The sequence below is a fragment of the Kitasatospora sp. NPDC088742 genome (genome assembly GCF_055584905.1).
Genome location: NZ_JBVJLD010000022.1, coordinates 1 through 12400, shown reverse-complemented (window position 1 = coordinate 12400; position 12400 = coordinate 1). Strand labels below are relative to the sequence as shown.

The following is a 12400-nucleotide window of genomic DNA, read 5'->3' as shown; positions in this document are numbered from 1 at the left end:
CTCTTCCGTCACATTCCTCGTCGCGGGAAGGCCGGAGCGCCGTGCGCTCCCGCCGCCTGCCTGAGGTAGGGGTTCGTCGCGCGCTCGCGGCCGATGGTGGTCTGGCCGCCGTGGCCGGAGAGGACCACGGTGGAGTCGTCGAGGGGCAGGCACACCCGGGCCAGCGAGCGAAGGATCGCCTCGCCGTCTCCCCCCGGGAGGTCGGTACGCCCGATGGAGCCGGCGAACAGCAGGTCACCCGAGAAGAGCACCGGCGGCACGTCTTCGTTCGAGGGTGTCCGGAAGGTCACCGACCCCTTGGTATGGCCGGGAGCATGATCGACCGTCAGTTGCAGACCGGCCAGCTCCAGCAGCGCGCCGTCGGTCAACTCCCGTACGTCGTCCGGCTCGCCGACTGTGATCGACCCCATGATCTGCTGACCGACGGCGCGGCCGAGGCCGCGCGCCGGGTCGGTCATCATGTAGCGGTCGTCCGGGTGGATCCAGGCGGGCACGTTCCGCGCGCCGCAGACCGGCACCACCGAGGCGATGTGGTCGAGGTGCCCGTGGGTGAGCAGCACGGCGACGGGCTTCAGCCGGTGCTCCCGGATCAGGTCCTCGACGCCCTGGGCCGCCTCGTGCCCGGGGTCGACGATCACGCACTCCTCACCGGCAGCCGGCGCGACCAGGTAGCAATTGGTGCCCCAGGCTCCGGCGGGAAATCCGGCGACGAACAACGTGATTCCTCTCCATCGGGTAACGACAATTACGAGTCACCCCGCAGCCTACCGGCGCCACCGCACGGGTTCCTAACCGGTTGTCGGCGCAATCGTGACCGGTCGGCCCGCCCGGCTGATCCCGTACTTACGCACGAGGTCCCTACACTTGGCCGCCGACGGATGCGATGATCCGTCCCGAGATACCCGACCAAGACGCCCATTCCTCAGGAGACACGCCCGGTGGTCAGCAGCGAACAGCGGCGGCGGCAGCTCGCCCGCGAGAAGTACGAGCGCCAGGCGGAGCGCCGGGCCGAGGCCCAGAAGAAGGCCCGTCAGCGCAACGCGATCATCGGCGGCTCGCTGGCCGTCGTGCTGATCGCGGCGGGCGGCGCCTGGGCCGGCGGCCTCTTCGACTCGGACCCGAAGAAGGAGAACTCGGCGCAGGCCGCGCCGAGCGCGTCGGCCCCCGCCCCGGTCGAGGTCAAGGGCTGCACCCCCCCGGCCGAGGGCAAGCCCAACGGCAAGCAGTGGAAGACCGAGCCGGCCATGGCGCTGGACACCAAGGCCACCTACACCGCCACGCTGAAGACCAGCTGCGGTGACGTGACGGTCGCTCTGGACGCCGCCAAGGCCCCCAAGACGGTCAACTCCTTCGCTTTCCTGTCGAACGAGCAGTACTTCGACCACGTGAAGTGCCACCGCCTCACCACCCAGGGCATCTACGTGCTCCAGTGCGGCGACCCGACCGGCACCGGCTCCGGCGGCCCGGGCTACCAGTTCCCGGACGAGAACCTCACCGGCGCCACCTACCCGGCCGGCACCCTGGCGATGGCCAACGCGGGCCCGGGCACCAACGGCAGCCAGTTCTTCCTGGTCTACAAGGACACCAAACTGCCCCCGAACTACACGCCGTTCGGCAAGATCACCGGTGGTCTGGACGTGCTCAACAACATCGCCGCCGGCGGTGTCCAGGGCGGTGGCGGCGACGGCGCCCCCAGCGCCAACGTGGTGCTCAACGCGGTGACCACCACCAAGTCCTGAGCCCGGAGGCGCCGCGCCCGGCTCCCCGGGCGCGGCGCCGTGACGAGCCACCCGGCCCGGATGACGGACAACGCCGGTGCTGGTCGCCTATCTTGCTTGTTGTATAGGGTGCCCTGACCGTCGGCCGTCACCCTCGGCACCGAAACCCGACGGCCCGGACGGCGGACTCCATCGGTCCGCCGCACATCAACTGTGGACGACGTACCGCCCCCGTCAGGGGCGCGGCGTCATGTGGAGGAGGCGCGCTGTGAGCAGCGACCCGTGGGGCCGTGTCGACGAGCAGGGGACCGTCTACGTCAGGACGGCCGAAGGCGAGCGCGTCGTCGGCTCCTGGCAGGCGGGCTCCCCCGAGGAGGCCCTCGCCTACTTCGAGCGCAAGTACCAGGGCCTGTCGGCCGAGATCGGGCTGCTGGAGCACCGGGTCCGCAAGACCGACCTGGCCGCCAAGGACGCCCAGACCGCCCTGGACCACCTGCGCGAGCAGGTCACCGAGGCGCACGCGGTCGGCGACCTGGCCGCGCTCGCCCAGCGGCTGGAGACCCTGGCCGGTGAGGTCGAGAGCCGTCAGACCGAGCGCAAGGCGGCCCGGGCCAAGGCCCAGGAGGAGACCCGCGCGGCCAAGGAGAAGCTGGTCGCCGAGGCCGAGCAGCTGGCCGAGTCCACCCAGTGGCGGGAGGCCGGGGACCGGCTGCGCGCGCTGGTGGACAGCTGGAAGGCGCTGCCCCGGCTGGACCGCAAGAGCGACGACGAGCTGTGGCACCGCTTCTCGCACGCCCGCTCGGTGTTCTCCAAGCACCGCAAGGGGCACTTCGCCACCCTGGACGCCGAGCGCGACCAGGCCAAGGCGGTCAAGGAGCGTCTGGTGGCCGAGGCCGAGGCGCTCTCCAACTCGACCGAGTGGGGCGACACCGCCGCCGCCTACCGGGACCTGATGGCCCGTTGGAAGGCGGCCGGCCGCGCCCAGCGGGACACCGAGGAGGAGCTGTGGGCCCGCTTCCGGGGTGCCCAGGACGTGTTCTTCCAGGCGCGTTCGGCCACCTTCAGCGAGCGTGACGCCGAGCAGGGTGAGAACCAGAAGCTCAAGGAGGCCCTGCTGGTCGAGGCCGAGGCGATCCTGCCGATCACCGACCTCAAGGCCGCCAAGGCCGCGCTGCGCGAGGTCTCCGAGCGCTGGGAGGCCGTCGGCCACGTCCCGCGCGACGCCAAGCCGCGTCTGGACGCCCGCCTCAGCACGGTCGAGCGGGCCGTCCGCGAGGCCGAGGACGCCGAGTGGCAGCGCTCCAACCCGGAGGCCCGCGCCCGGGCCACCGGCATGACCGCCCTGCTGCAGTCCGCGGTGAACAAGCTCCAGGCCGACCTGGACAAGGCCCGCGCGGCCGGCAACGCGTCCAAGGCCGCCAAGCTGGAGAACGAGCTGGCGGGCCGTCAGGCCCTGCTCGACCAGGCCCAGAAGAGCCTGGAGGAGTTCAGCGGCTGATCCGCTGACCGCACGTCAGAAGGGCCCCACCGCCGAGGCGGTGGGGCCCTTCCGTGCTTCCCGGCCTTACCGGCGGGCCGAGGTGACCCGGTAGACGTCGTAGACGCCCTCGACGCCGCGGACCGCCTTGAGCACGTGCCCGAGGTGCTTCGGGTCGCCCATCTCGAAGGTGAAGCGGCTCATCGCCACCCGGTCCCGGGAGGTCTGCACCGCCGCCGACAGGATGTTGACGTGCTGGTCGGAGAGGACCCGGGTGACGTCCGAGAGCAGGCGGGAGCGGTCCAGCGCCTCCACCTGGATGGCCACCAGGAAGACCGAGGACTGGGTCGCGGCCCACTCGACCTCGATCATCCGCTCCGGCTGCTGGTTGAGCGCCTCGACGTTGACGCAGTCCGCCCGGTGCACCGAGACGCCGTTGCCCCGGGTGACGAAGCCGACGATCGGATCGCCCGGCACCGGCGTGCAGCAGCGGGACAGCTTGACCCAGACGTCGTCCACGCCCTTGACGATGATCCCCGGGTCGCCCTTGGCCCGGCGCCGGGTGGCCCGGTTCTGATGGGCCGTCGGGGTGGCGGTCTCGGCCAGGTCGTCGGTCGCGCCCTCCTCGCCGCCGAGCGCCTGCACCAGCTTCTGGACAATGTTCTGCGCCGCGACGTGGCCCTCGCCGATCGCCGCGTAGAACGAGGAGATGTCCGGGTAGCGCATCTCGTGCGCCAGGGTCACCAGCGAGTCGCCGGTCAGGATCCGCTGGATCGGCAGGCCCTGCTTGCGCATCGCCCGGACGATCGCCTCCTTGCCCTGCTCGATCGCCTCCTCGCGGCGCTCCTTGGAGAACCAGGCCTTGATCTTGTTCCGGGCCCGGGGCGACTTGACGAAGCCGAGCCAGTCCCGGGACGGGCCGGCGTTCTCCGCCTTGGAGGTGAAGACCTCCACCGTGTCGCCGTTCTCCAGCGTCGACTCCAGCGGCACCAGCCGGCCGTTGACCCGTGCTCCTATGCACCGGTACCCGACCTCGGTGTGCACCGCGAAGGCGAAGTCCACCGGGGTGGCCCCGGCCGGCAGCGCTATCACGTCACCCTTGGGGGTGAAGACGAAGGTCTCGTTGTTGGAGAGGTCGAAGCGCAGCGACTCGAGGAACTCGCTCGGGTCCTCGGTCTCCTTCTGCCAGTCCAGCAGCTGCCGCAGCCAGGCCATCTCGTTGACGGCCCCGGCCTTGTCGTCCTTGCGGACCTGGGTCGGCGTGTCGGTGCGCACCTTGGAGGCCCCGGCCACCGCGCGCTGCTTGTACTTCCAGTGCGCGGCGATGCCGTACTCGGCCCGCCGGTGCATGTCGAAGGTGCGGATCTGCAGCTCGACCGGCTTGCCGCCGGGGCCGATCACCGTGGTGTGCAGCGACTGGTACATGTTGAACTTCGGCATCGCGATGTAGTCCTTGAACCGGCCGGGGACCGGGTTCCACCGCGCGTGGATGGTGCCGAGCGCCGCGTAGCAGTCGCGGACGGTGTCCACCAGGACTCGGATGCCGACCAGGTCGTAGATCTCGGCGAAGTCGCGGCCGCGCACGATCATCTTCTGGTAGACCGAGTAGTAGTGCTTCGGACGGCCCGTCACCTGCGCGGTGATCCGGGCGCTCCGCAAGTCCCCCTGGACCTGGTCGATCACGGTGGCCAGGTACTCGTCCCGCTTGGGCGCCCGCTCGGCCACCAGACGCACGATCTCGTCGTACATCTTGGGGTAGAGGATCGCGAAGGCGAGGTCCTCCAGCTCCCACTTGATGGTGTTCATGCCCAGCCGGTGCGCCAGCGGGGCGTAGATCTCCAGCGTCTCGCGGGCCTTCTTCTCCTGCTTCTCCCGCTTGAGGTAGCGCATGGTCCGCATGTTGTGCAGCCGGTCGGCCAGCTTGATCACCAGGACCCGGGGGTCCTTGGCCATCGCGACCACCATCTTGCGGACGGTCTCGGCCTGCGCGGCCTCGCCGAACTTCACCCGGTCCAGCTTGGTGACGCCGTCCACCAGCAGGGCCACCGAGTCGCCGAAGTCGCGCCGCAGCGTCTCCAGGCCGTAGTCGGTGTCCTCGACGGTGTCGTGCAGCAGACCCGCCATCAGGGTGGGCGCGTCCATCCCGAGTTCGGCCAGGATGGTGGCCACCGCGAGCGGGTGGGTGATGTACGGGTCACCGCTCTTGCGCTTCTGGCCGCGGTGCCACTTCTCGGCCACCGCGTAGGCGCCCTCGATGTCGCGCAGCAGCGCCGGGTCGGCCTTCGGGTCCTGGGCCCTGATGGTCCGGAACAGCGGCTCCAGCACCGGGTTGAGCACGGTGGAGCGCTGGCCGCCGAGGCGGGCGAGACGGGCCCGCATACCGCCGGTGGCCGAAGGCTTGGGCGTGGCGGGCGCCGGAGGCACAACCTCGTCGGGCAAGGACGACTCCTCGTGGTGCGGTTGGGCTTTCATGGTACAGAGTGGCTAAACCTACGGGATACGCGAAACCGGGGGCACAAGGCCCCCGGTCTCACGAACACTCAGACGGTGACGAGCGTCTCCAGCGGTGCTCCGTTCAGGTGCGGCAGCAGCCGCTCGCGGCCCGGCAGGAAGCTCAGCTCCATCAGGACCACCACGCCGGCCAGCTCGGCACCGGCCTGCTGGACCAGGTCGAGCGAGGCCGCGATGGTGCCGCCGGTGGCCAGCACGTCGTCGACGACCAGCACCTTCTCACCCGGCTCGAAGGCGTCGCACTGCACCTCCAGCGTCGCCGACCCGTACTCCAGGTCGTACGACTTCGCGAACACCTCGCCGGGCAGCTTGCCCTTCTTGCGGATCGGCACGAAGCCCAGGCCGGCCGCGTAAGCCGCCGGGGCGGCGAGCACGAACCCCCGTGCCTCCAGCCCGACCACCTTCGTCGCCCCGAGCTCCGCCGCCCGGGCGGCCAGCGCCCGGGTCAGGGCGCCGAACGCCTCGGCGTCGGCCAGCAGGGGTGCGATGTCCTTGAACAGCACGCCCGGCTTGGGGTAGTCGGGGACGTCCTTGATCCGGCTGTTGAGCAGCTCGGCCAGGGCGGGGTCGGGAGAGGTCACGGGGGTCCTTGTCGTCAGTGCTTGCCGGACGGGCGGCCCCGGGTGCGGGACTTGCTCACCGGCTGGTTGCGCTGTCCGACCATACCGGCTGACTCGTCGTCATCCTCCGCGTCGGCCTGCGGCTCCTCCTCGGGCAGGCCGGCGGCGGCCCGCTCCGCGGCGGCCTTGGCGTCGGCCGCCCGGCGGGCGGCGACCTTCTTGGCCAGCGTGCGCATCTCGGGGGTGGCCTCCTTGAGCTGCGCGTACAGCGGGGTCGCGACGCAGATCGAGGAGTAGGCACCGGCCGCGAGGCCGATGAACAGGGCCAGCGAGATGTCGTTCAGGGTGCCGGCGCCGAGGAAGCCGCCGCCGATGAAGAGCAGCGCGGCGACCGGGAGGAGCGCCACCACGGTGGTGTTGATCGAGCGCACCAGGGTCTGGTTCAGACCGGCGTTGGCCGCCTCGCTAAAGGTGATCTTGTTCTGCCGGGTGATCCCCTTGGCGTTCTCCTTCACGGTGTCGAAGACGACGACCGTGTCGTAGAGCGAGTAGCCGAGGATGGTGAGGAAGCCGATCACGGTGCCCGGGGTGACCTCGAAACCGACCAGGGCGTAGACGCCGATGGTGATCAGGAGGTCGTGGATCAGGGCGACCAGGGCGGCGATGGCCATCCGCCACTCGAAGGCGATGGCCAGGTAGATGGTGACCAGCACCATGAAGATGACCAGGCCGAGCAGCGCCTTCTTGGAGATCTCCTCGCCCCAGCTGGGGCCGATCACCTGGGCGTTGATCTCGTTGGCCGGGACGGCCAGGTCCTTGGAGAGCTCGGCGATGAAGGTGTCCGCCGGGAGCTGCTCCTCGGCCGAGATCTGGATCTTGACCGCGCCCTTGTCGGTGGACTGCACCAGGGCCTTGGTGTCGTGCAGGATCTGGTCGGCCGCGGTCTGGGCCTGGGAGACCGTCAGACCGGGCTTGGTGACGGTGTAGACCGAGCCGCCCTCGAACTCGATGCCGAGCTTGAGGCCGAAGCCCAGACCGATGCCGGCCACCAGGACGATGATCGCGGAGATCGTGTACCAGAGCTTGCGGCGCCCGACGAAGTCGAAGCTGACCTCACCCTGGTAGAGACGGTGACCGAGGTTGCTGAAGCGTGACATCGCGTCAGACCTCCTTGGCGGCAGTGGCGGAGGTGCGGCGACGACCGCGCACCGGAGGACGGGCGCCCAGGCGCTTCGGGTCCAGGCCGGACCACGGGTGACCCTCGGCGAAGAACTTGGTGCGGGCGAGCAGGGTGATCATCGGCTTGGTGAAGAGGAAGATCACCACGACGTCCAGGGCGGTGGTCAGACCGAGGGTGAAGGCGAAGCCCTGCACCTTGCCGACCGAGACGAAGTAGAGCACCGCGGCACAGAGGAAGGAGACGAAGTCGGACACCAGGATGGTGCGCCGGGCCCGGGGCCAGGCGCGCTGGACGGCCGGGCGCAGCGGGGCGCCGTCGCGGACCTCGTCGCGGATGCGCTCGAAGTACACGATGAAGGAGTCCGCGGTGATGCCGATCGCGACGATGGCGCCGCAGACCGCAGGCAGGTTCAGGGCGAAGCCGATGCCCGCGCCGAGCAGCGACATGATCGCGTAGGTCAGCGCGGCCGAGACCAGCAGACCGGCGATCGAGACCAGGCCGAGGCCGCGGTAGTAGACCAGCGAGTAGAGCACCACGAGCAGCATGCCGATGGCGCCGGCGATCAGACCGGCCGTCAGCTGGTCGCCGCCGAGCTGCGGGGAGACGGTGGTGACGTCGCTCATCTGGAAGGTCAGCGGGAGCGCACCGAAGGAGAGCACGTCGGCCAGGGCCTTGGCCTCCTGCTGGGTGAAGCTGCCGGAGATCACGGCCGAGCCGCCGGGGATGGCCTGCGCGACGGACGGGTGGGAGACCACCTTGCCGTCGAGGACCACGGCGAACTGGTTGGCCGGCGGGGCCTGGGTGGCCAGCTGGCCGGTGACCGCGGCGAAGGCGTCCGAGCCCTTGCCGTTGAACTGGAGCTGGACCTGCCAGCCGGCGCTCTGCTGGGTGTCGAAGACGGCGGCGGCCTTGGTGATGGTGTCACCGTTCACGGCCACCGGGCCGAGCGCGAACTTGAACCAGATGCCCTGCTCGGCGTCGTAGGAGCAGGCGACGGCGCTCTTGGCCGGGTCGCTCTGGTAGTCCAGGCGCTTCGACGGGTCGGAGCAGTCCAGCGCGGCGAACTGCTGCTGCAGCTCGGCCGGGACGGCGCCCTGGGTGAGGGCGGCCGAGAGGTCGGCGGCGCTCGGGGCGCTCGGCACGGCGCTCGGGGTGCTGGGGAGGCTCGGGGAGCCCGAGGCGGTCGGGTCGGCCTTCAGCGCGTCGGTGACGGCGCGGCCGGCCTTGGTGCCGGACGGGCTCGGCGTGGCCGAGGGGGCACCGGCGGAGGCCGCGGCGGTCGGCGAGGCGGTGGCCGACGGGGTGCCCGAGGCACTCGGGGTGGCCGAGGGCTGCGGCAGGGAGCCGGTGGGCGCGAGCGCGAGCACCGGGCGGAAGTAGAGCTTGGCGGTCTGGCCGACGTCCTTGATCGCCTTCTCGTTGCCACCATCCTTGTTCGGGATGTTGACGATGATGGTGTCCGAGCCCTGGGTCTGGACCTCGGCCTCGGAGACACCGAAGGCGTTCACCCGCTTCTGGATGATGTTGACCGCTGTGTCCATGTTGGACTTGTTGATCGCGGCGGGGTCATCCGACTTGGCGGTCAGCGTGATGCTGGTACCACCGGCGAGGTCGATCCCGAGACGCGGCGTGGTGTGGCCCGTCCCGAACATGAGGGCGACCAGTCCGACGGTGACGACCAGGATGAAGGCCAGTGCCCGTCCCGGGTAACCGTCGCGCGGACGCGACTTGGGTGTTGCCACCTTGCTGTTTCTCCCTGTCCATGCCGCCCGCCCACCGGACCCTGTCCGGTAGGTGGCGGATAGGGGGCAGGTGGCCTGACGGCCCGTGAGGTCCTGTGTGCGCGCGGCGAGTTGCCGCTCGATCGGGGAAGCCCGACCGTACTACTTGCTCTTGGGGGCCTCGTCGTCGGCGCCTCCGTTGTCCGAGTCGTCCGACTTGTCGAAGCTGACCGGCTTCTCGTCGGCCTCGTCCTGCGGCTCCTCGTCGGCCGGACGGCCGTTGATGATCGCGTCGTACTCCTGCGGCTCCAGCACCGCGGCGACCGAGCCCTTGGTGAAGTGGGCGACGACGCCGGGGGCGAGCTCCAGCTCGACGGTCTCCTCGTTGACCGACTTGACCAGGGCGTACATCCCCCCGATGGTGCGGACACCGGCGCCCGGCTCGAGGCCGGACCGCATCTGCTGCGCCTGCTCCTGTCGCTTCTTGTTCGACCGGAACATCATGAACAGCACAGCGATCATGATCAGGGGAAGGATGAGCGTGGTCACAGCCTGTGTCCTTGTCCAGGCCGCCTACGGTGTGACGGCCATTGGCTTTTTGGTCGGCCCGTCAGGTGAGAGGGGCGGTCCGGCGGAGTCTAAGCGACCACCGCTGATCGGACAACGCCAAGCATGTCATCCTGCCGCCGTTGGTGGCGACCTCCGCCAGGAACGGTTTGCTCACGATCTTCTGTCGAATCCCCACGAAACGACCCCTCTCAGCGCCCGGCCGCCCCGAACAGGTCGCCCTGCCCCGGCACCGGGCCGCGGACACCCTGCTGAGGCGGCGTCATCCCCAGGTGCTGCCAGGCGGCGGCGGTGGCGATCCGGCCGCGCGGGGTGCGGGCCAGCAGACCCTCGCGGACCAGGAAGGGCTCCGCCACCTCCTCGACCGTCTCGGCCTCCTCGCCCACCGCGACCGCCAGGGTGGAGAGACCGACCGGGCCGCCGCCGAAGAGCCGCAGCAGCGCGTCCAGCACCGCCCGGTCCAAGCGGTCCAGACCACGGGCGTCCACCTCGTAGACGTCCAGCGCCTGGGCCGCGATCTCCCGGCTGACCTGGCCGTCGTGGCGCACCTGCGCGAAGTCCCGCACCCGGCGCAGCAGCCGGTTGGCGATCCGGGGCGTGCCGCGCGAGCGGCCGGCGATCTCGGCCGCGGCCTCCAGGTCGATCTCCACGTCCAGCAGGGCGGCCGAGCGCCGGACCACCCGCTCCAGCTCGCTCGGCGCGTAGAACTCCATGTGCCCGGTGAAGCCGAAGCGGTCCCGCAGCGGGGGCGGCAGCAGGCCGGCCCGGGTGGTGGCGCCGACCAGGGTGAAGGGCGGCAGCTCCAGCGGGATCGCGGTGGCGCCGGGGCCCTTGCCGACGATCACGTCGACCCGGAAGTCCTCCATCGCCAGGTAGAGCATCTCCTCGGCCGGGCGGGACATCCGGTGGATCTCGTCCAGGAAGAGCACCTCGCCCTCGGTCAGCGAGGAGAGGATCGCCGCCAGATCGCCCGCGTGCTGGATGGCCGGGCCCGAGGTGATCCGGATCGGCGCGCCCAGCTCGGCCGCGATGATCATCGACAGGGTGGTCTTGCCCAGCCCGGGCGGGCCGCTGAGCAGCACGTGGTCGGGGGCGGTGCCGCGCTGGCGGGCGGCCTGGAGCACCAGCGAGAGCTGCTCGCGGACCCGCTCCTGGCCGATGAACTCGTCCAGCTGCTTGGGCCGCAGCGCCGCCTCCACCGCCTGGTCCTCACCGTCGGCGGCGGGTGCCACCACCCGGTCGGCGGGATCGGAGTCGTACGGGCTCATCGGGGCGGGCTCCTGACGGTGCGTCGGTCGGTCAGCGGGTGCGGTTCAGGGTACGCAGGGCGGCCTTGAGCAGGGCACCCACATCGGTGGTGGTCTGCGCCTCGGCCTCCGGGGCGACGGCGCCGACCGCCTCGTCGGCCTCCCGGGCCGCGTAGCCCAGGCCGACCAGCGCGGCGTGCAGCTGCTCGCTCCACGGGGCGGGCCCGGCGGCCAGCGGCTTCTGCGCCGGAACGGCCGCGCCGGTCGGGGCGCCGAGCTTGTCCTTGTACTCCAGCAGCAGCTTCTGGGCCAGCTTCGGCCCGATCCGGGGCACCGCGGTGAGCGACTTGGCGTCCCCCTGGGCGACGATCCGGCGCAGCTCGTCGGGGGTGAAGACGGCCAGCATGCCGAGCGCCATGGTGGCCGCGACCCCGCTGGCGGTGAGCAGCACCTCGAAGGTGGCGCGCTCGTCCTCGTCGGCGAAGCCGTAGAGGGTGAGCGAGTCCTCCTTGACGATCAGCGCGGTGGTGAGCCGGGCCGGCTCGCCGATCCGCAGGGCGCCCAGGGTGCGGGGCGTGCACTTCACCAGCATGCCGACCCCGCCGACCTCGACGACCGCGCTGCCTGCGGTGACGGCGGCGACCGGGCCCTGGACGAAGGCGATCATCGGCGGTACTCCCTGGTGCTGCGCGGACGGGGGGCTGCCTGCGCGGCGCTCGCGACGGCGGCGGCCAGGCGGTTGGTGGTGGTGCCGCGCCAGATGTGACAGATCGCCAGCGCCAGCGCGTCGGCGGCGTCGGCGGGCTTGGGCGGCTCGGCGAGCCGGAGCAGCCTGGTCACCATCGCGGTGACCTGGGCCTTGTCGGCCCGGCCGGAGCCGGTGACGGCGGCCTTGACCTCGCTCGGGGTGTGCAGGGTGACGGGGATGCCGCGCCGGGTGGCGCAGAGCATCGCGACCGCGCTGGCCTGCGCGGTGCCCATCACGGTGCGCACGTTGTGCTGGGCGAACACCCGCTCCACCGCGACGAGTTCGGGCCGGTGCTCGTCGAGCCACTGCTCGATGCCCTGCTCGACCCGGAGCAGCCGGGGCCCGATCTCCTCCTCGGCGGGGGTGCGGATCACGCCGACCCCGACCATGGTGAGCGGCCGCCCGGGCGTGCCGTCGACCACCCCGACCCCGCACCTGGTCAGCCCAGGGTCCACACCCAGCACCCGCACTCTGCCCCGCCTCCGTACGTCCGACCTGCAGAGGCTACCGCCCTGGTCGGACAACAGGACGAACGACACCGGCCCGGGGGGGCCGGGGGGCCCCCCCGGGGGGGGGGCCCCCCCCCCGCGCGCGGGGGGGGGGGGGGGGGGGCCCCCCCCGCGCGGATCTTGAAGTTGGGGGGGAGCGGGTGGGCGGCGGCGCGGGGCGCC

General features: G+C 71.3%; 11 protein-coding genes. 2 read left to right on the top strand and 9 right to left on the bottom strand.

The features are described 5' to 3' along the window. Window positions 1-8: 8 nt before the first annotated feature. Window positions 9-716 (bottom strand): MBL fold metallo-hydrolase, encoded by a 708-nt coding sequence (locus ACZ6ZR_RS18695; protein WP_465643628.1) that lies wholly within the window; start codon window positions 714-716, stop codon window positions 9-11. Window positions 717-938: 222 nt separating this feature from the next. On the opposite strand from ACZ6ZR_RS18695, the gene ACZ6ZR_RS18690 reads away from it, so the two are divergent. Both ACZ6ZR_RS18690 and ACZ6ZR_RS18685 read left to right on the top strand, forming a co-directional pair. Next, entirely contained in the window at window positions 939-1739 is an 801-nt protein-coding gene (locus ACZ6ZR_RS18690; RefSeq protein ID WP_465643626.1) for a peptidylprolyl isomerase, read from the top strand. Between the two features lie 247 nt (window positions 1740-1986). Next, entirely contained in the window at window positions 1987-3216 is a 1230-nt protein-coding gene (locus ACZ6ZR_RS18685) for a DUF349 domain-containing protein (RefSeq protein ID WP_465643624.1), read from the top strand. A gap of 66 nt (window positions 3217-3282) precedes the next feature. Here the strand turns inward: ACZ6ZR_RS18685 and ACZ6ZR_RS18680 are convergent, their stop codons facing one another. The 8 genes from ACZ6ZR_RS18680 to ruvC all read right to left on the bottom strand — a co-directional run bounded on the left by ACZ6ZR_RS18680 (window position 3283) and on the right by ruvC (window position 12199). After that, a complete protein-coding gene (locus tag ACZ6ZR_RS18680) occupies window positions 3283-5667 on the bottom strand; it encodes a RelA/SpoT family protein (RefSeq protein ID WP_465643622.1) in 2385 nt (794 codons plus the stop codon). Window positions 5668-5735: 68 nt separating this feature from the next. Next, window positions 5736-6287, bottom strand: a complete 552-nt coding sequence (locus ACZ6ZR_RS18675; RefSeq protein ID WP_465643620.1) for an adenine phosphoribosyltransferase — start codon at window positions 6285-6287, stop codon at window positions 5736-5738. A gap of 14 nt (window positions 6288-6301) precedes the next feature. Further along, the gene (secF, locus tag ACZ6ZR_RS18670) at window positions 6302-7423 is read right to left on the bottom strand and encodes a protein translocase subunit SecF (protein WP_465643618.1); all 1122 of its coding nucleotides are present in this window, start codon (window positions 7421-7423) and stop codon (window positions 6302-6304) included. A gap of 4 nt (window positions 7424-7427) precedes the next feature. After that, on the bottom strand, window positions 7428-9188 hold the full coding sequence (secD, locus tag ACZ6ZR_RS18665; protein ID WP_465643616.1) for a protein translocase subunit SecD: 1761 nt from the start codon (window positions 9186-9188) through the stop codon (window positions 7428-7430). 141 nt (window positions 9189-9329) lie between these two features. Then, entirely contained in the window at window positions 9330-9716 is a 387-nt protein-coding gene (gene yajC, locus ACZ6ZR_RS18660; RefSeq protein ID WP_465643614.1) for a preprotein translocase subunit YajC, read from the bottom strand. Window positions 9717-9925: 209 nt separating this feature from the next. Next, window positions 9926-11002: a Holliday junction branch migration DNA helicase RuvB gene (gene ruvB / locus ACZ6ZR_RS18655; RefSeq protein WP_465643612.1), complete on the bottom strand. Its 1077-nt coding sequence runs from the start codon at window positions 11000-11002 to the stop codon at window positions 9926-9928. Window positions 11003-11033: 31 nt separating this feature from the next. Continuing rightward, window positions 11034-11648 carry a Holliday junction branch migration protein RuvA gene (gene ruvA, locus ACZ6ZR_RS18650; protein WP_465643610.1) on the bottom strand — a complete coding sequence of 205 codons (615 nt, stop codon included), beginning with the start codon at window positions 11646-11648 and terminating at the stop codon, window positions 11034-11036. Next, window positions 11645-12199, bottom strand: coding sequence for a crossover junction endodeoxyribonuclease RuvC (ruvC, locus tag ACZ6ZR_RS18645; protein ID WP_465643608.1), 555 nt, complete (start codon window positions 12197-12199; stop codon window positions 11645-11647). Before ruvC ends, ruvA begins: the two co-directional genes overlap by 4 nt. Window positions 12200-12400 lie beyond the last annotated feature (201 nt).

Coding starts and splice junctions, on each gene's coding strand:
- ACZ6ZR_RS18680 (WP_465643622.1), bottom strand. CDS start 5,667: ATGAAAGCCCAACCGCACCACGAGGAGTCGTCCTTGCCCGACGAGGTT.
- secF (WP_465643618.1), bottom strand. CDS start 7,423: ATGTCACGCTTCAGCAACCTCGGTCACCGTCTCTACCAGGGTGAGGTC.
- ruvB (WP_465643612.1), bottom strand. CDS start 11,002: ATGAGCCCGTACGACTCCGATCCCGCCGACCGGGTGGTGGCACCCGCC.
- ruvA (WP_465643610.1), bottom strand. CDS start 11,648: ATGATCGCCTTCGTCCAGGGCCCGGTCGCCGCCGTCACCGCAGGCAGC.